Source organism: Gardnerella vaginalis, assembly GCF_001563665.1.
GTDB lineage: Bacteria > Actinomycetota > Actinomycetes > Actinomycetales > Bifidobacteriaceae > Bifidobacterium > Bifidobacterium vaginale_A.
In genome coordinates this window covers 1-19637 of sequence record NZ_KQ961847.1, presented here as the reverse complement: position 1 = coordinate 19637, position 19637 = coordinate 1, and the positions used below count along the sequence as shown (strand labels likewise).

Sequence of the window (19637 nt, the reverse complement as noted above, 5' to 3'; positions counted from 1 at the left end):
GTATTGAGATTAGTTGTTGTCTTTAGTATCTTTAGAATCCTTAGTGCCGCTATCGCCTTTATTATCTTTATCGCCTTTATTATCTTTAGAATCGCTGCTGTTTGTATTGTCATCTGCAGATTCTGTAATTTGGCTACCTAATCCCCAAGTGCCATCTGGCCCACCAATCTTCCCATTATCTTTTGCGTCTGGAAAATCTTCTACTGGAACATCTTTCAGAGCGTTTCTCATATAAAGAGTAAATAAGTGGACTGGCAATGAACTTCCGCTTAATCCAAATCCTCCACGGAAAGTCGGAATAACTTGAGGGTTACCATTGCAATCCGGATACCATAAAGCAAATACAGTTACTACATTTGGTGCAAAACCTATAAAACTTACAGCAGTTTGATCATTTGCTGTTCCAGATTTTCCAGCCATTGGTCTTCCAAGTTTTTTAACTTCAGTAGCTGTGCCATGATCTACTGTACCTAACATTGCTTTTGATGCTAGTGCAGCGTTATTAGGTGAAAAAACTTGTTTTAATGTTATTGGAGTTGAATAAACATCTCGATTTTCTGAATTTTTAACTCTTGAAACAATATGTAAATCAGGTCTATTACCTTTATTTGCAAAAGTAGAATATGCTTGCGCAATTTCACTTACGTGAACATTATCATTGCCGAGAACAGTAAAAGGATTTTCTCCTGTAACTCTTTTAGGGCTTAATCCTGCTGCAACTGCAGTTTGAGCAATTACGCGTCTTCCAAGTTTTTGCTGTAAAGCCATGTAAGGAGTGTTCACAGATTTAGCTGTAGCTTGATACATATCTATGTTTCCATAGCTAATATTTGAAAAGTTTTTAACAGGATCTTTGATTCCATCGAATTTTATAGGCGAATCACCATTAAATAAAGTATTTAGATTCATTCCAGCTTGTATTGCGCCCATAAGAGCGAAAGGTTTCATAGTGGATCCGGGTTCATATAGTGCTTGCGTGACGTTATTCAAAGGTTTTTTAACATAATCGTCGCCTGCGTATATTGAAATTATCGAACCATTTTTCGGGTTAATTGATATAGAGCCAACTTGAATACCTTGTGGCAAGATTTTTCTCATGGTTTGAGAAGGGCTTGCAACTTTAAACATAAGATTTTGTTTGTTCTTATCTATAGTAGTTATAATTCGATATCCGCCTGTATCTAAATCTTCTTTGCTGAAAGCTTTACTTTTAGTAAGTTCTTCTCGAACCATATGCAAAATGTATCCGTTAGGTCCAGAGTAAATATTTTGAGATTTTTGATTTAACGTTTTAGGGAATTTTGTTTTTTCTCGTTCTTTAGGAGTTATGTAACCGTCTTTCTCCATAATTTTTAGAACTCGATTAAATCGCAATCGTGCTTCTTCGTTTCCGACTGCAGGATCCCAACTACTTGGAGCTGGTATTATGCCTGCTAAAAGCGCGGATTGTGCTAGTGTTAAATCTTTCGCGTCTACTCCGAAATATGCTTTTGATGCAGCTTGAATACCGTATGCTCCTCTTCCAAGGTAAATAGTGTTCATATAGTTGCATAAAACTGTGCTTTTATCTTGAGTTTGTGAAATTTTCAAAGCTAAAATTGCTTCGTGTAATTTGCCTATGTAAGTTTTTGTTTCGCCTAAATAGTAGCGTTCGGCGTATTGTTGTGTAATTGTTGAGCCTCCCCAGCGTTTGCGTTTAGTAACGTTATGTATTAAAGCTCGTCCAATCCCTTTAAAATCAATGCCGTTATCTCTATAAAACGATCGATTTTCTGATGCTACTATGGCGTTACTAACGTATTTTGGTAGTATTGAGCAATTGATTATCTCTCGATTTTGCTCAGCAAAAGACCCTATTTCAGTTTTTCCATCTGAATAATAAACTTTCGTTTTATCTGCCATTGCGATTTTATATGGCTGTGGAATTTCTGTTGTGTAATACAAATATGCAAAAAGTAATAATCCTATTGCTATAAACAGAGTAAATAAGATAATCATCCATAATATTATTGGATGTTTTTTATGCTGCTTGCGGTTCTGATTGCGATTTTTAGCTCCAGCATTTGTATTGGATCTAGATTTTGTTGCAAATCTAGTGTTTGCTCTTTTGCTTGTAGCTGTGCTTGTTATTTTGTTTGTGCGTGTGTTTGCTCTTGTGCTTGTTGTTTTGTTTGTGCGCGTGTTTGTATTTTTGCTTGTATTTTTGCTTGATTTTGATTTTGCGTTCTTTTTTGCTAAATCTTTATTGCTATGTTCGTGTAATTTGGAAGATTCTTTGCTATTTCTTATATTACGTACACTTGAGTTACTTTTTGAGTCTTGCTCATTGTTACGCATAGTCATGAAATCAAAGTTAATGCTAGGTATTGAATTTATAAGTTTTATGTAATTTTTTGTGCTAATTTGTGCTATTTTAAGTTAAATTTATAAATTATATGGAAAATATCAAAAGAAACTAACTATATAACTCAGTGGATAGTATTATGAATATGTTAGTGCTACATAGAGCATAGTCATTGATTTTTGCAGGCAAGGAGTTTATATGAGTATCCGCGTTGCCATTGCCGGCGTGGGCAATTGCGCTTCATCGTTGGTTCAAGGTGTGGAATACTATCGAAATGCCGATGATGGAGATAAAATTCCAGGATTGATGCATGCTGTTTTTGGTTCGTATCGTGTTAGAGATATTGAGTTTGTTACAGCATTTGATGTTGACGCATTAAAAGTTGGTCGTGATTTAAGTGAAGCAATTGGAGCTTCCAAAAATAATACGATTCGTTTTGCTCAAGTTCCAAATCTTGGAGTGGAAGTTTTAAGAGGCCCTACATATGATGGTTTAGGCGATTATTATCGTCAAATGATTGATGAATCAGAAGCTGATCCAGTAGATGTGGCTCAAGTTTTACGAGATAAGCATGTTGATGTATTAGTTTCGTATTTGCCTGTTGGATCTGAGCAGGCAGATAAGGCTTACGCAACTGCTGCTATGGAAGCAGGATGTGCTTTTGTGAATTGTTTGCCAGTGTTTATTGCTTCTGATCCTGTTTGGGCACAAAAATTCCGTGATGCTGGCGTTCCTATTATTGGCGATGATATTAAAAGTCAGGTTGGAGCTACTATTACTCATCGTGTAATGGCAAGATTGTTTGAGGATCGAGGTGTGAGGTTAGATCGCACTTATCAATTGAATGTTGGCGGAAACATGGACTTTATGAACATGCTTCAGCGATCTAGATTGGAATCTAAGAAGATTTCTAAAACGCGTGCTGTGACTTCAATTGTTCCTCATGAAATGGATGATCATAACGTTCATATTGGTCCTTCTGATTACGTTGCTTGGCTTGACGATCGCAAATTTGCTTTTGTTCGTTTAGAAGGAACTACTTTTGGTGATGTTCCATTGAATTTGGAATATAAGCTTGAAGTTTGGGATTCTCCTAATTCTGCAGGCATTGTGATTGATGCTGTTCGTGCTGCTAAGATTGCTTTAGATCGTAAGCTTTCTGGTCCTATTCTCGCTCCAAGCTCATATTTCATGAAATCTCCAGCTGTACAACATGAAGATAGTGAGGCTCGTGAATTAGTTGAGCTTTATATTAAAGGCGAAGTTGAAGAAAATGAATCTCAGCTTGATTCTGATTTAGAATCTGCAAAAGAGCATGGTAAAAGCGTGTGGCGCGCCTAAAAATTGTAATTTACTCGACAAGTAATGAAAATAGTGTAATATAGATAAAGCCTCCGTGTGGCATTAAGTCACCCAATCCCCCCAGGGCAGGAATGCAGCAAGGGTAAGTGGCCTCTGATGGGTGCGCGGGGGTATTTCTTTTGTAAAACTCTTTTGGCGTGACGCTGTCGTAAAGTCTAAAGTATGAGTGAGGAATTAAAGAATTCATCTAGAGGATTGCAAGGCTTGGAAGATATTGAGCCGTTGCCAGAGCTTCCTAATGAACACGCTACTGATTATTCAAAAGATAGCGTAGAGATTACAGATGAATCTGTAGACTTTGACGATAATAGTGCTCAAGTAAATGCGCTTAAAAATAATGAATCAACAACTAGTGTATTTAATAGCGATGGAACTTCGAGCGCGCAATTTTCTGAAAATGAAGATAATTCTTTAAGTCTTAAATCTTCTTCTAAATCTTCTTCTAAATCTTCTACTCAAGATTCTAACAATTCTAAAAATTTAGTTTTAGAGTCTGCAGATTTAGATTCAAGTTCTTTTAATAATTCAGATTTTTCTCCAATAGACCCACTTCTTTCTAGTCCTCGCATATCTACACGCGTGTGGTGTGTTGTATGCGGAGTGCTTATGCTTATTGTTGCTTTCACTTTGTGGTTTCTTGCTGTTAGAACTCCGTTAGGTCAAAGTTATGAAGAAATAGTTATAGACGGTTTTGGAACTAGAGCATTGCCAATATGGCTAGAATTATTGCTTAAGCCTTTGCGAAAATCCATAGTAATAATTTCAATAAGCGTTCTAATTATGGCATGCGCTCTTGTAATCGCTTTTATTCGTAAACGTTGGTTGCTTATTTTCCAGTGTGTGGCAATAGTGTTGTTATCTCTTGCATTTGAGCCGCTTAAAAAAGTATTGCCTCGCCAAATGCTTGTGAATATAGAAAGCTTGGCAAGAAATTCAGCTCCTTCGGGTCATACTCTGTTAGTCGCATCTGCTTGTGCTATATTGGCGTGTTGCGTTACGAGAAAACTTCGCGCATGGGTTGCATTAGTTTCAGCGATATTTACTTGTTTAGTTTCTTATTCTCTTATGGCTGGAAGGTGGCATAGGCCTACAGATGTTATTATGTCACTGTTGATTGTTGGAGCTATTTCATCATTCATTTTGTCTTTATCTAGAAAATCTGGTATGGATATTCCTGAATCGCGTAAATCTTCAGTAAGCATACAAATTATTGGCACTTCTATGATTACATTTGGTGCGTTTGCTTGTGTTTATTCTATGTATCTCGTCTGGCAAATTTTGCCTGGAGTAGAACTATCTGCACGCTGGGCTGAAAAAGTGTCGTATTTATCAGTCTATTGCGCAACTGCTGGCATATCGTTACTAGTGTTTGGTGTAATAATGGTTTTGCGTCAATCTAGCGCATCTCCTTTAAGTAAGTTAGGTTTAGTCGGCGCTCCTCCGACTCCGCCGTCTGCATTATCTAAAGATAAATTAGAAGAGCAATCTGCAAAAGATAAGCTTTCACAAATATTGGCGTGAAGCTTATATTTCTTCTACAGTTAGCCACTAGGTGATATCGTTATAGCGTTTTGAATATAAGTTATGATTTTCATGCGTTTATTACTTTTGAAGGTGTATGAATGTAGGAAAAGCTAAAAATCTAGGATATTACATAAAAATTATGTAAAAGTCGCGTGCATAGTTGTATAAATAGAGGTATAAGTAGCAATTATATGTGAGCAAATATTTTACGTGAGTGTGATTGATTAGCAACTTTTGAATAACAGTGTTGTGAAATTAGCGTTGTAATTGATAACACTTAAAGTGTTGTGAGATTTGCTTGCGTAATGATTAAATAAGCGTAATGTAAGATTCGATGTGAAGAAAGGGACGAATATGGCAAAAGAACAGAAGCTTGTCATTGTGGAGTCTCCAACCAAAGCTCGGAAAATTGGCGGTTTTCTGGGTGATGGATATACTGTTATGGCATCGGTTGGTCATATTCGTGATTTGGCGCAGCCGAGCCAGGTTCCTTCGGCTAGTAAAGCTGATTTCGGAAAATTTGGTGTTGACGTAAATCATGGTTTTGCTCCATATTATGTTGTTGGAGCAGATAAAAAGAAAACAGTTGCTGATTTGAAGCGCGCACTATCTAATGCAAATGAACTTTTCTTAGCAACTGATGAGGATCGTGAAGGCGAGGCTATCGCTTGGCATTTGGTTGAAGCGTTAAAGCCAAAAGTGCCAGTAAAGCGTATGGTTTTCCATGAGATTACTAAGGATGCTATTCGTGCATCTCTTACTAATACTCGTGATGTTGACGATCACATGGTTGATGCTCAAGAAACACGCCGTGTGCTAGATCGTTTGTACGGTTATGAGCTTTCTCCTGTTTTGTGGCGAAAAGTTGGACCTGGTCTTTCTGCAGGACGAGTTCAGTCTGTTGCTACTAGATTGATTGTTGAACGAGAGCGCGAACGTATGGCTTTCAAGAAAGCTACGTATTGGGATATTTCTGCCGTTCTTTCTTGTTCTAATTGTGCTGATTTTGATAGTGGTGATCAAGAAAATCTTAATTGTGAAGCTCATTTGACTGAATTTAATAATCATCGTGTTGCATCATCTAGAGATTTTAACGATAGAGGTGAGTTAGTCCCTTCACGTAATTCTTCTGATTCAGTCGATTCTTCTGACTCTAGTAATTCAGTCGATTCAGTCGATTCAGTCGATTCTTCTAATAATCTATCGCTGAATTCAAATGATTCTAAAACTCTGTCAGAAGTGATTCTTATTGATGAATCTCATGCAAAAGCTATTGCGAAAGCTTTGGAACAGTCTGATTTTGTTGTAGAAAATATGGACACAAAGCCTTATCGTAGACGTCCTATGCCTCCGTTTACTACTTCTACTTTGCAACAAACAGCTGGAAATAGGCTTTCTATGAGTTCTCGTCAAACTATGCGTGTTGCTCAAGCTTTGTATGAAAACGGTTATATTACGTATATGCGTACAGATTCTGTAACTCTTTCGCAAGAAGCTATTGCTGCAGCTAGAAATGCCGCGCGTGAACATTATGGCGATGAATACGTTTCTGACGCTCCAAAGCAATATACAACTAAGACTGCAGGTGCTCAGGAAGCTCATGAATGTATTCGTCCTGCAGGAGCGCGTTTCCGTTCTCCAGAAGAGTTGTCTTCCTCTTTGCCTGCAGATCAATTGAAGCTTTATACATTGATTTGGCAGCGTACTATAGCTTCCCAAATGGCGGATGCTACTGGTTTTACTGCTACAGTTACTTTGAAAGCAGCTGCTTCAGATTTGGGAGAAGCTACTTTCCAGGCATCGGGTACTGTTGTGACTTTTGCTGGTTTTATGAAAGTTTTTGGTAATCAGAATGTTTCTTCTGCAGATTCTTCTGCACTCTCTTCTGCTTTGCCACCGATGAATGCTGGAGATGTGCTTTCTCCTGTGCAAGTAGAAGCAAAATCGCATGAAACACAACCTCCTGCTCGTTATACTGAAGCGTCTTTGGTTAAGACGTTGGAAGCTAAAGAAATCGGTCGTCCTTCTACTTATGCGACTATTATTTCTACGATTATTGATCGTGGATACGTTTATGAACGTGGGCGCGCTCTTATACCTTCTTGGCTTGCTTTCGCTGTAATTAAGTTGTTGGAAGCGAATTTCCCTAAATATGTGGATTATGCTTTCACTGCAGATATGGAAAATGGCTTAGATCGAATTGCTCACGGTGAAGAGTCTGGACGTGACTGGCTTACAAGATTCTATTTTGGGTCTGGTGCTGAATCTGCACAATCTTCTCTTCAAGCGCATGTTGGTTTACAGCAGCAAGTTGCTGAACTTGGTGAAATTGATGCTCGCGAAATAAATACGATTGATATAGGCGATGGATTAAGCGTGCGAGTTGGTAGATATGGCCCGTATTTGGAAGATTCAAAGCATTTAGATTCTGAAGGTAATCCTCGTCATGCGTCATTGCCTGAAACTTTAGCGCCAGATGAATTAAGTGTTGAAGTTGCTCGTGATTTACTTGAAAATAATTCTGCTGGCGCGCGCGTTTTAGGTGTAGATCCTGAAACTGGTGGAACTGTTGAAGTGAGGAATGGTCGTTTTGGACCTTATATTGCTTTAGTTCAGGGCGAAGATTCTGACGGATCTAATTCTGAAGATTCTTCTAAGTCTGAAGTGCGTCCAAAAATGGCATCTTTATTCAAAAATATGCATCCTGAAACTGTGACTTTGCAAGAAGCTTTGCAATTATTGAATTTGCCGCGATTAGTTGGAAACATGCAAGAAAGCGATGAAAACGGTAAATCACAGGAAGTGCGTATTGAAGCAAATAATGGTAGATATGGTCCATATCTAACTAAGACTTATGTTTCTAATGGTGATTCTGAAGTTTCTAAGCCGGATACTCGTTCGCTTAGTAGTGAAGAAGCTATTTTCACTGTGACTTTAGAAGAAGCTAAAGAGATTTTTGCGCAACCGAAGTATGGTAAGCGCACTCGTGGTGCTGCTAAGCCTCCACTTCGTGAGCTTGGCAATGATCCTGAAACTGGCAAGCCAGTAGTTATTAAAGATGGATTCTATGGTGCTTATATTACTGATGGTGAAACAAATCGTACTTTGCCAAAACAATATACTCCAGATTCGATTGACCCAAGCGAAGCGTTTGATTTATTAGCTAAGAAGCGTGCTGCTGGTCCTGTAAAACGTAAGAAGCGTGCGTCTTCAAAATCAGCGTCAGCAAAATCGGCATCAGCAAAATCGGCATCTAAGGCTTCTGCTAAGAAAACTACAGCTAAGAAGTCTACAGCTAAGAAAGCAGCATCTAAATCTTCTGTAAAATCTACTGTGAAGAAGTAGCTTCTACTAAAATAATTATTATTTAAGTAGTTGATTGCGTTAAACATGAGCTAAGTAGGGAAGCGTATGACATCTAAAAGCAGTGATTTTTCAAGCGGGTGCTCTTGCGATGTGAATTGTGCGTGCGATGTAAATTGTGCGTGCGATGTGAATGAAGAAAGCTCTAAAGGCTTATTTATATCATTTGAAGGCATTGATGGTGTTGGCAAATCTACTCAAGTTGTATTATTGCGTAATCATCTACAATCTATCGGCTTTGAAGTTGTAGTTACTCGTGAGCCTGGTGGAACTTCTTTAGGTAAAGAATTGCGCGAAATATTATTGCATGGAAGTAATATATCTGCTCGTTGCGAAGCGTTACTTTTTGCTGCAGATCGTGCTCAACATGTTTCTCAAGTCATTGTTCCAGCTTTGAAGCGTGGAGCTATTGTAATCACAGATCGTTATATTGATTCCTCGCTTGCGTATCAATCTGGCGGACGTGAATTAACTATGAAAGATATACGTGATTTAAGCAAATGGGCCACTTCATCTTTGTTGCCGGATCGTACATATTTGCTAGATATGGATGCTGAAGATGCCTTCGAAAGATTACATGGCAAAACAGATCGCATGGAATCTGCTGGTCTTGATTTCGCTCGCCGTACTCGTGGAGCTTTTATTGATTTAGCAAATGAAGATAGTAAACGCTATTTTGTACTTGATGCAAAGCTTTCTGCAGAATGTTTGAGCACGATAATTTCTAAAGATATTGACGTTTTAATAAAAGCAAAATCGTTGAAAAATCAAGGATTTTAAATATGAGCGTTTGGGATTGCGTAATCGGTCAGCCACATGTTGTTGACATGTTAAAAAAAGTTGTATCGTCAGATAAGAATTCCATATCTCAATGTTGGCTTATTTGTGGTCCTTCTGGAAGTGGACGAGAGAAAGTTGCTAGAGCTTTTGCTGCAGCTTTAGAAAGTGAAGATTTAGGAGAAGGAAACACATTATCGAAAGTGTCTTGCGAAGTTTTAGATGACTTGCATCCAGATGTGAATGTAGTCACGTGCGATAAAGTAACAATCACTATTGATGAAGTTCGAGATATTGTTGCGCTATCTTCTCAAATGCCAAGTGTTTCTCCATGGCGAATCATAATTGTTGAAGATATTAGCAGAATGTTGGATCGCACAACGAATGTGCTCTTGAAAGAGATTGAAGAGCCTAGTAAGAATACTATGTGGATTGTTTGTGCTTCTAGCGAGCATGATGTTTTGCCAACTATACGTTCCCGTATGCAAGTTGTGAATCTTTCTATGCCAGATGAAGAATCTGTTTCTCGTTATGTAATAGAGCAAACGAAAGTAGATCCTAATATTGCGAAGATTGCTGCACGAATTTCACAAGGCAATATTGACGAAGCATTGTTATATGCATCAAATGAGAGCGTTAGAACTAGCAGAGATGAGTTAATTGCTGGAATTCTTCGTATGAGTAGTGCTTGTGATGTGATAGTTTTAGCTGGAAATATTATTGATGACGCTAAATCTCAAGCTGAAGATGAAGTTCAAAAAGAAGTTGAAAATCAGCAAAAAGAGTTTAGACGCATTAACGGTCTTTCTGATGAAGATCGCATACCTACGAAACTTCGTAGTGCTTACGCAGCTTTAAGTAAAAAAGATGAAATCAAGCGTAAAGTTACTCGTAAAACTCGTGATTCAATAAACAGGTCTTTGGATGCGATTGATACTTTGTATAGAGATGTATTAGTGATTCTTAATAATGCTCAAAGCACAGCTCAGCTTATAAATCAGCAATATAAATATAATATTGAGAATTTAGCTAAACGATTTTCTCTTAAAGATGTGCTTTTTAGGATTGATGCAATCGCTGATGCGCGTAGGCGTTTAGCTTGCAATGGGAATACTGTGCTTGATTGTGAAGCTCTACTTTGCTCGCTTATTTAACGATTAAGAAGTTGTACTAGATAATTGTTAATAAACATTGAGTTAAGTTTTCTCAAGCCTATTGTGTTCGCGAAGTTTTCCCATACATCACATACATGTATTACTTTTCTGTATTACTTTTCTGTATTACTTCCATACATTGCGAGTGCATAATCTGTATTTAACTCACTTCGTCATTGATGTATTGGATACTTGAGTTATGGATATTTCAACAGATTTTGTAGTTGTACCGGACGATTTTTCTAAAGCTGCGCCGGAGCAGAATAAGATTAATGGTGTTCCAGTAGTGTCGTTTCCGTTTTATATAGATAGATTGCCTTCTTTCGTGCATTATTTGCATTGGCGATTTGTGGATGATGATGCTATACCTGTGTGTGGTTTTTCTTGGATTCATTGGACTGTAGCAAATGTGCCTTCAGAAGCGTTAATGTTTGATTTTAATGATTCTCATGCTTTGCAAATTCCTGAAGATTTTTCTCGTAAAATGACTTCTATGATTCCTGAAGCTGTGCAAGGTGTCAATTCGCAAGCAAGTAGATTTATTGGATGCAAAGATGCGTCTATTACTATGCGTTACAACGGTCCGCAACCTCCAGACAAGGATCACGAGTATATGCTTGAAGTATTTGGCACTGAAAAGCCATTTGAGGATCTTAAGCAAGGTTTTTATATGAATGAATTGATGAGAGATTTGCGATGCAATAATTCTCCTGTAGATGCTGGAGGTATGTACATTACAGGTAGAGCATAAAGTTTTTCGTAAATGTCTAATATTTAAGAATTTAATTTAAGAATTTAAATTAGGGATTTAATTTAAGAATTTAATTTAGGAATTATTTTCTAAGTTAGTTTTAAATTACATCGCTTTCGTTTTCTAGATTATTACGTAAATCATTTCACATTTTATTTTGTTACTAATCTAATAAATTGCGTCTAAGCGTTAGAATCAATCAGTAATAGTAAATAAAATAGTAAATAAACAGTAAATAAACAATATCAAATGGGGGATGCTATGGCATGTACAACAATTCTCGTAGGGCGCGGTGCTAGTTACGATGGCTCTACTCTTATTGCTCGTAATGAGGACTCTGCAAATGGTGAATTTAATCCGAAGCGACTTGTAGTAGTAAAACCTGAGCAATGCCCACGAGTTTACAAGTCTGTTCTTAGTCATGTGACTGTTGAGTTGCCTGATGAACCGTTGCAATATACTTGCGTTCCAAATGCTGATTTAAGTGAAGGAATTTGGGGAGAAGCTGGAGTAAATGAGGCGAATGTGGCAATGAGTGCTACTGAAACGATTACTTCTAACGAAAGAGTTCTTGGAGCTGATCCGCTTGTAGAGTTTCAAAAATCTCAAGGTGACCCTGAAGATGGTGTTTTAGGTTACATACCAGAAACTCCAGGTGGAATTGGCGAAGAAGACTTTTTGACTCTTGTTTTGCCTTATATTCGTAGCGCTCGCGAAGGTGTATTGCGTTTAGGTTCATTGCTTGAAAAATACGGCACTTATGAAATGAATGGTGTTGCATTTTCTGATGTAAACGAGATTTGGTGGCTTGAAACTGTTGGCGGTCATCATTGGATTGCTAAACGCGTTCCGGACGAATCTTATGTTGTTATGCCAAATCAGCTTGGTATTGACGAGTTTGATTTAGATGATGCATTTAATGCACAAGAAGAACATATGTGTTCTGAAGATTTGCTTGAGTTTATTGAAGAAAATCATTTGGATTTGTCTGTTGAATCAACATCGCTATTTAATCCGCGTGATGCGTTTGGATCTCATTCAGATGCAGATCATGTTTATAACACACCTCGCGCTTGGTATATGGAGCGTTTCTTGAATCCTTATGATGAAGTGTGGGATGGCAAAGATGCTGATCATCGTCCGGATAGTAACGATATTCCTTGGGCGCGTCAGCCTGAACGCAAAGTGACAGTTGAAGACATTAAGTATGTTCTTAGCTCGCACTATCAAGGAACAGAATATGATCCTTATGGGAAGATTGGCGATGAGCACACTCGTCACTTGTTTAGACCAATTGGAATCAACCGTCAAAGTGAGCTTTCTGTAATACAAATAAGACCGTATCGTCCAGAATCCTTCCGTGCGATTCAGTGGATTGCTTATGGTTCTAATCCTTTTAATGCGTTAGTGCCGGTTTACCCTAATGTAAACGAAATTCCGCAATATTTTGAAGATACTACTACTCGAGTGACAAGTGAAAACTTCTATTGGGAAAATCGTATCATCGCAGCTCTTGCTGATGCAGCATTTAATGATACCGCTAACGCAATTGAGAGGTATCAAGAACTTATCGGTTCTTTAGGTCATCAAATGATTAAGACTGCAGATGAAAGCGTTGCGGAATTGGAAGAAATCAACTTGAATGATTTTGTGCCTGAACGCGAAGGTGACGAAGATTATGGAGATTTAGTCAGAGATACGGATGCTATTCTTGCTTCCACGCGTAATGAAAAAGTTCGCCGCGCTCTTGCTGCTATAAATAATTGCATGTCTATAAGAGTTAAGACTGAAACTGATTCTTTGCTTGATAATGTGCTTTACATAACTAGTATGAAGATGAAGAATGGTTTTAATCGTTCTGATCATTGATAGTTTGTATAGTTTGCGAGAGTAGCGTAAAAATATTATTAAAAGAATTTACAAAGATAAAAATAATAAGTAATTATTAGAAAATTTGTTAAAAAATAATAAGGAAGGAAACATTATATGCCAGGAGCAAATCTGACTCGTGTCGAAGCAGAAGAACGTTTTGATGCGGTTCATATGCCAATTCATTACGATGTATCGCTTGATTTAGGTAAAGGTGCTCGTGATTTTACATCGCGTACAAAAATTACATTCGATGCTAAAGCTGGTTCTAGTAGTTTTCTAGATTTGATTGCTAATAGTGTTGAATCAGTTGTGCTAAACGGAGCGTCTCTTGATGTTTCTAAAGTTTTTGCAAATAGTCGTATTGAACTTTCGGATTTAGATGAGCATAACGTTGTAGAAGTTGTTGCAAATTGCCAATATTCCAACACTGGTGAAGGCTTGCATCGTAGTGTTGATCCGTCTGATGGGAATGTATATCTTTACACGCAGTTTGAAGTTCCTGACGCTCGCAGAGTTTATGCTGTATTTGATCAGCCAGATTTGAAGGCAGTTTTTGATTTTACTGTAGATGCTCCAGAAAGCTGGATTGTGACTTCAAATATGCCAGTTAAAAGTTCTGAAAAGTTGCAAAACAGTCAAACTGAGTCTGGCACTTTGGAAAACGGCGTTGTTGAAGGTATGAAACGATGGGAGTTTGAGTCAACTCCAAAGATGAGCTCTTATCTTACGGCTGTTTGTGCAGGACCTTATGCTCAGTGGCATACAGAATACAATAATGAAGATGGTCGCGTAGTTCCGATGGCAATGTATTGCCGTCAAGCTCTTAAAGATGCTTTTGCAAAAGATGTTGACTATCTATTTGATATTACGAAAAAGGGATTTGCTTTTTATGCAAAGACTTGGGGAGTGCCATATCCGTACGCAAAGTACGATCAGATTTATGTGCCAGAGTATAACGCTGGTGCAATGGAAAATATTGGCATGGTTACAATTCGTGATCAATACGTTTTTGAATCAAAAGTTACAGACGCTTATGCTGAGCGCCGTGTTGTGACAGTTTTGCATGAGCTTGCTCATATGTGGTTTGGCGATTATGTAACTATGAAGTGGTGGAATGATTTGTGGCTTAATGAATCCTTCGCAGAATTCACTTCTACTCTTGCTACTGCTGAAGCAACGCAATGGCATGACGCTTGGAGCACGTTCAATTCTGGGGAAAAGAGCTGGGCGTTAAATCAAGATCAGCTACCAACCACACATCCGATTGTTGCTCCAATCAACGATTTGAATGACACTTCCGTAAACTTCGATGGAATCACTTACGCAAAGGGAGCTTCTGTTTTAAAGCAGCTAGTTGCGTATGTTGGTCGCGAAAAGTTCTTTGAAGGAATTCACAACTACTTAAGTAAGCACGCTTATAGCAATGCTACTTTAGCTGATTTATTGCATGAATTGGAACTTACAAGCGGTCGCGATTTAAAGTCTTGGAGTGCTAAGTGGCTTGAAAAGGCTGGAATTAACACGATTTCTACAGAAGTTGAAGAGTCTAGTGATGGAACTATTTCTGCTTTGCGTTTGCGTCAAAGTGCTAGTAAAGAGCATCCTGTTCTTAGAGCGCATCGTTTAGCAGTTGGTTTCTATGATGTTGATGAAACTACTGGAGAAATCAAGCGTACTAAGCGAATTGAGCTTGATGTTGATGGTGAGCTAACGCAGGTGGAAGAGGCGCGTGGCTTGCGCAGACCGGCGTTAATTTTGGTTAATGATGATGATTTAACATACACTAAGCTTCGTTTTGACGATAAGTCGCTTGAGTTTGCTGCCGAAAATCTTTATCGCTTTAAGGATTCTTTGACGCGCTCTATTATTTGGCTGTCTTTGTGGGATATGACTCGTGATGCGCAATTCCCAGCAGAACGCTTTGTGGAACTTAGTCTTAAAGCTTTGGCTACTGAGCGAGAATCTACTACTTTCCGTTATGCGCTTGGACAAGTGAAAATCACAGCAAGCCACTATGTTGTCCCTAGTCGTCAAGCAGAAGTGGCAAAGCATGTTGCTCATGAACTTTGGCAACTCGCTTTGGCTGCTAATGCTGGTTCTGATGAGCAGTTCCAATTAGTTAAAGCTTATCTTGGATATGGAGAAGTCGGCGACTCAGAATTTATTCGTGTAGCTCGTGGATTGCTTGACGGCTCTGTGAAATTAGAAGGCTTAGATATTGATAACGACTTGCGTTGGAGTATTTTGATTGCGCTCGCAGGAGTGAATGATTTGAGTGAAGCTGATATTGATGCTGAACTTCAAAAGAGAGATACTACTGAAAATCGTGAGCATGCTTATCAGGCTCGTGCATCGCGCGCAACTGCAGAAGCTAAGGATTGGGCGTGGGAACAGGCTTTGCGTAATCTTGACTTGACTAATATGCAGATGGGTGCTGTTGCTGCAGGTTTTTACTCTACAGCTAAGGGAGATCTCGCTAAGCCATATGTTGAGCGATATTTTGCTGATATTGATTGGATCTGGAAGAATCGCACATTCCATATGGCAGAAGCTTTAATTGAAGGTTTGTATCCTGTGTATGCACCAGTTGAGGATTTGGTTGACGGTGGAGCTAAATGGCTTGAAGCTCATAATGACGCTCCTGATGCACTTCGTCGTATGGTGCTTGGTAATCTTGATCTTTCGCGCCGTACTCTTATGGTACAGAAATATAACGCTTCGTTGAGCTAATTCAACAGTTTCGTTATTTTTAATTAAATGCGAGGTTTGTAGTCAACGTTATAAGTTGGCTATGAATCTCGCATATTTTGTATTTGTTGACGCAAATTATATTGCTATTTTCACAAATCTAGTGATATAAGCTAAATCTATTGTTATGAGCCAAATTCTATAGAAATAAGCTTTGTAAGAATGTTTATAATCTCGTTTTGTTTCATAGTGCTTTCTTTATGGCGCGTTATGTGAACTTGTGCATAAAATAATAAGCAGTGTGTGGCGCGCAATGAGTAATGTTTTGCGAGCGCGTGAATGAACTGATTCATTGATTTTGTGAAAGAGGCGTTATTATGCCACGAATGTTTGGTACTGATGGTGTTAGGGGATTAGCAAACCGAGATTTAACAGCTAAGCTTGCGTTGGATTTAGGAGATGCCGCCGTTAGAGTATTGGGAAATGTTTCTTCTGAAAACTGTGTTTCTTCTGATTCTTCTGATACTAATTCCGATTCTTTAAATAAATCTGTTCATGCTCGTAGACGCGCTTTAGTTGGTAGAGATACTCGCGTTTCGGGCGATTTTCTTGCTGCAGCTTTATCTGCTGGTATGAGCGCAGGTGGATTTGATGTGATTGATGCTGGAATTATCCCTACTCCTGGCGTGGCTTTTCTCACTTCTGTGCTGAATGTGGAAATGGGTGCTGTTATTTCTGCATCTCATAATCCTATGCCGGATAATGGTATTAAATTCTTTGCTAGAGGTGGATTTAAGCTGCCGGATAGCAAAGAAGATGAGATTGAATCAGTTCTTGGTCAAGATTGGGATCGTCCAACTGGTGATGGTGTTGGTCGTATAAGTCGAGATACTACTACTGCTACAAATCTTTATATAGATCACCTTGTTTCAGCAGTTGCGCCTTTGAGTAGTGGTTCTACTACGCGTCCAAAGCCGCTTGCAGGTTTGCGCGTTGTTGCAGATTGTGCGAATGGAGCTACTTCTGTTGTTGCTCCTGAGGCTTTGCGTAGAGCAGGAGCAGAAGTAATCGTAATTAACGCTTCTCCTGATGGTTATAATATCAATGATCACGCTGGCTCAACTCATCCTGAGCAATTGCAAGCAATGGTAAAAGCATCTAATGCAGATTTGGGAGTAGCGTTTGATGGCGATGCTGATCGTTGCTTAGCTGTAGATGAAAATGGGAATATGGTCAACGGCGATCAAATTATGGGAATTCTTGCTCGCTCTAAAAAATCTGAAGGTAAACTTAACCATGATACTTTAGTTGTTACTGTTATGAGCAATCTTGGTTTGAAGCTTGCACTCAAAGATATGGGAATTTCAACAGTTCAGACGAACGTTGGCGATCGTTATGTTTTGGAAGAGATGCTTAAACACGATTATTCTTTGGGTGGAGAGCAATCTGGGCATGTGATTAACAGAGAATTTGCTACTACAGGAGATGGCACTCTTACGGCATTGACTTTGTGTCGTGAAGTTGTTCGTGCAGGAAAGAAACTTTCGCAAATGGCTGCTGATTTTCCACAGTTACCTCAGGCTCTTGTGAATGTGCCTAATGTAGATAAAATGGCTTCTAAAACTAATGCTGCAGTTCTTGATGCAGTAGAGAAAGAGTCTAATCTTCTTGGTGATTCTGGTCGTGTTCTTTTGCGTCCTAGTGGAACTGAACCTCTTGTTCGTGTTATGTGTGAAGCAGGAACTCAAAAGCAAGCAGATGAAGTATGTGCTCGATTAGCTCAAGTTGTTATAGATAATTTGAAGCTGTAAAGTTTTTGAGAGTTTGCTTTTAGAAGTGGGTTTGAGGATAGTTATGTGTATTACATTTGCACTAAGTATTCTAATGCGTTGAGTTTTTGTTTGTATCTGGCAATGCGAAAATAATTTTGATATACTTAGCATTTCGGTGTTATGTTCATATGATGCACGTAATACTGTGTTTTCGTGCACTATTTTCGCATTCGTTAAAGGAGTCCTATGTTTACGCATCACGCAAGTGTCGATACAAAACTCAGTCGTGCAGTTGAGCATCTTTTGGATTCTGCAACGAGTGATGGAATATTGCCTATTGTTCAGGCTGGTGAGCCTGTATTGCGTTCTCGTACTGTTGAATATGATGGTCAACTTACTAGAGCAACTTTAGATAAGCTAATTTCGCTTATGCATAGCACGATGCTTGAAGCACCTGGGGTTGGTTTAGCAGCTCCACAGATTGGTCTTGGTCTTGCTATTGCAGTTATTGAAGATCATGTTCGAGATGATGAAGATGATCCTCGAGATATTGAGGAGTTGCCGTTCAGGGCAATAATCAATCCTCATTATGAGCCTATTGGTACTCAGACTCGTAGTTTTTATGAAGGCTGTCTAAGTGTTTCTGGTTATCAAGCTGTTCGTCAACGTTGGCTTGATATTAAGGCAACTTGGCAAGATGAAGATGGAAAGCAACATTCTGTAAAACTTCATGGTTGGCCTGCTAGAATTTTCCAACATGAAACAGATCATCTTCGTGGTGAATTATATATTGATCGTGCAGAGATTCGTTCATTAACTACAGATGAAAATCTTGAGGATTATTGGGCAGATGAAGCTGTTCCAGTATCTGCTGCGCGTAGTTTAGGTTTTGCTATTTGATATTTTACTTGTAAATTAGAAAATATAATTTAAAATTTCTATTAGTAAAGCTTTGTGCTTGTAATATGCGCGTTTAGCGAGTATTTTTGTACTTTAACACGATGATGAGTTTTGTATAAGGAGAGAGAGTATGAAGGTTTGTAGTCGTTGCAAAACCGAGAACAGGGATGTTGCTAATTTTTGCAAAGAGTGTGGTAATAAGCTTACAGAAAATTTTGTAAATAATCCTTCTGTGGAAAACAATCCTCAACAATCTTATGAAAAGTTTGATTTTCAATCTCAGCAGAACCAATTGAACGCGCAGGATGAACCTCGCGATACTAATTCTTTGGCGCAATTAGCTAATAAAGATAACTTTGCTGCTAGTGTTGCTGGTGTTTCTAGCGTCTCTGGTGCTGCTAGCGCTGATGCTAATAGTGCTTCTACTGTTGAGGCTGCTGCTGGTGCTAGTGTTGCTGCTCCTAGTAGTTATCTTGAATCTCCAGAAGGTGTTGCTGCCAATAGTGATTCTGCTCATGAAGCTGCTGCTAGTGTTGCTGGTAGTGCCGATTCTAGTGTTGATGCCAGTGTTAGTGTTGCTGATACCGCCAGCGCTGCTGGTCATGAGAATTATAGTGATATCTCGGATTCTTCTTATTTTGGTCAGCAGAATCCTAAATCGGAGCAGGATTTTCAGGTTAAACAGTATGAGCAATCTGATAGTGCGCAAGCTGATAGTGCGCAATCTGATAGTGCGCAATCTGATAGTGAGCAAGAGTACATTAGTGATAGTCATACAGGTGATGATGTTAGATTTGATGAACCTCGTTTTGACGAGAATAAAAGTGACGATTCAGAATCTAATAAATCTCAGTATGCTCAAAATAATTCTGCTAATTCTAATAGCGCAACAGCGGAATCCAATAATTTGCAAAAAGCTGATTTTGAGCCTGTGAATCAGACTCTTTCTGACGAATCTTCTTCTAGTCAGCTGGGTCAGAATCCTCAGTTTGGTCAACAAAACCCACAGTTCGGTCAGGATTCTGCTCGTCAAAACCCGCAGTTTGGTCAGAATCCTCAGTTTGGTCAGCCAAATCAGCAGCAGAACCCTCAGTTTGGTCAGCGTCAACAGAACCAACCTCCTTATGGTC

The 19637-nt window shown here is 38.8% G+C and carries 11 protein-coding genes, 1 other RNA gene and 1 pseudogene; 12 read left to right on the top strand and 1 reads right to left on the bottom strand.

The features are described from left to right. Window positions 1-9 precede the first annotated feature (9 nt). A complete protein-coding gene (locus HMPREF3230_RS00065; RefSeq protein WP_230955882.1) occupies window positions 10-2343 on the bottom strand; it encodes a transglycosylase domain-containing protein in 2334 nt (777 codons plus the stop codon). Between the two features lie 199 nt (window positions 2344-2542). On the opposite strand from HMPREF3230_RS00065, the gene HMPREF3230_RS00060 reads away from it, so the two are divergent. The 12 genes and pseudogenes from HMPREF3230_RS00060 to HMPREF3230_RS00005 form a co-directional block, all read left to right on the top strand. Then, entirely contained in the window at window positions 2543-3685 is a 1143-nt protein-coding gene (locus tag HMPREF3230_RS00060) for an inositol-3-phosphate synthase (RefSeq protein ID WP_075522976.1), read from the top strand. A 44-nt stretch (window positions 3686-3729) separates the two neighbouring features. Continuing rightward, window positions 3730-3826, top strand: an RNA gene (gene ffs / locus HMPREF3230_RS00055) — signal recognition particle sRNA small type. Between the two features lie 42 nt (window positions 3827-3868). Then, window positions 3869-5227 (top strand): phosphatase PAP2 family protein, encoded by a 1359-nt coding sequence (locus HMPREF3230_RS00050; protein WP_082266191.1) that lies wholly within the window; start codon window positions 3869-3871, stop codon window positions 5225-5227. Between the two features lie 357 nt (window positions 5228-5584). After that, window positions 5585-8575: a type I DNA topoisomerase gene (topA, locus tag HMPREF3230_RS00045; protein ID WP_075522975.1), complete on the top strand. Its 2991-nt coding sequence runs from the start codon at window positions 5585-5587 to the stop codon at window positions 8573-8575. Window positions 8576-8641: 66 nt separating this feature from the next. After that, window positions 8642-9373 (top strand): dTMP kinase, encoded by a 732-nt coding sequence (tmk, locus tag HMPREF3230_RS00040; protein WP_075522974.1) that lies wholly within the window; start codon window positions 8642-8644, stop codon window positions 9371-9373. Window positions 9374-9375: 2 nt separating this feature from the next. Further along, complete coding sequence (locus HMPREF3230_RS00035; RefSeq protein ID WP_075522973.1) at window positions 9376-10524, top strand: DNA polymerase III subunit delta'; 1149 nt, start codon at window positions 9376-9378, stop codon at window positions 10522-10524. 199 nt (window positions 10525-10723) lie between these two features. Then, window positions 10724-11275, top strand: a complete 552-nt coding sequence (locus HMPREF3230_RS00030; RefSeq protein WP_075522972.1) for a YbhB/YbcL family Raf kinase inhibitor-like protein — start codon at window positions 10724-10726, stop codon at window positions 11273-11275. 261 nt (window positions 11276-11536) lie between these two features. Continuing rightward, a complete protein-coding gene (locus tag HMPREF3230_RS00025) occupies window positions 11537-13144 on the top strand; it encodes a C69 family dipeptidase (protein WP_075522971.1) in 1608 nt (535 codons plus the stop codon). A gap of 117 nt (window positions 13145-13261) precedes the next feature. Further along, entirely contained in the window at window positions 13262-15877 is a 2616-nt protein-coding gene (gene pepN, locus HMPREF3230_RS00020; RefSeq protein ID WP_075522970.1) for an aminopeptidase N, read from the top strand. A gap of 335 nt (window positions 15878-16212) precedes the next feature. Continuing rightward, window positions 16213-17646, top strand: a complete 1434-nt coding sequence (gene glmM, locus HMPREF3230_RS00015) for a phosphoglucosamine mutase (protein ID WP_075522969.1) — start codon at window positions 16213-16215, stop codon at window positions 17644-17646. A 207-nt stretch (window positions 17647-17853) separates the two neighbouring features. After that, the gene (locus tag HMPREF3230_RS00010; RefSeq protein WP_075522968.1) at window positions 17854-18507 is read left to right on the top strand and encodes a peptide deformylase; all 654 of its coding nucleotides are present in this window, start codon (window positions 17854-17856) and stop codon (window positions 18505-18507) included. Window positions 18508-18637: 130 nt separating this feature from the next. Continuing rightward, window positions 18638-19637: pseudogene (locus tag HMPREF3230_RS00005) on the top strand (hypothetical protein); the annotation flags it as partial.

Excerpts from the sequence above, each read along its gene's own strand:
- HMPREF3230_RS00065 (WP_230955882.1), bottom strand. The coding sequence starts at position 2,343 with ATGACTATGCGTAACAATGAGCAAGACTCAAAAAGTAACTCAAGTGTA.
- HMPREF3230_RS00060 (WP_075522976.1), top strand. The coding sequence starts at position 2,543 with ATGAGTATCCGCGTTGCCATTGCCGGCGTGGGCAATTGCGCTTCATCG.
- HMPREF3230_RS00050 (WP_082266191.1), top strand. The coding sequence starts at position 3,869 with ATGAGTGAGGAATTAAAGAATTCATCTAGAGGATTGCAAGGCTTGGAA.
- topA (WP_075522975.1), top strand. The coding sequence starts at position 5,585 with ATGGCAAAAGAACAGAAGCTTGTCATTGTGGAGTCTCCAACCAAAGCT.
- tmk (WP_075522974.1), top strand. The coding sequence starts at position 8,642 with ATGACATCTAAAAGCAGTGATTTTTCAAGCGGGTGCTCTTGCGATGTG.
- HMPREF3230_RS00035 (WP_075522973.1), top strand. The coding sequence starts at position 9,376 with ATGAGCGTTTGGGATTGCGTAATCGGTCAGCCACATGTTGTTGACATG.
- HMPREF3230_RS00030 (WP_075522972.1), top strand. The coding sequence starts at position 10,724 with ATGGATATTTCAACAGATTTTGTAGTTGTACCGGACGATTTTTCTAAA.
- HMPREF3230_RS00025 (WP_075522971.1), top strand. The coding sequence starts at position 11,537 with ATGGCATGTACAACAATTCTCGTAGGGCGCGGTGCTAGTTACGATGGC.
- pepN (WP_075522970.1), top strand. The coding sequence starts at position 13,262 with ATGCCAGGAGCAAATCTGACTCGTGTCGAAGCAGAAGAACGTTTTGAT.
- glmM (WP_075522969.1), top strand. The coding sequence starts at position 16,213 with ATGCCACGAATGTTTGGTACTGATGGTGTTAGGGGATTAGCAAACCGA.
- HMPREF3230_RS00010 (WP_075522968.1), top strand. The coding sequence starts at position 17,854 with ATGTTTACGCATCACGCAAGTGTCGATACAAAACTCAGTCGTGCAGTT.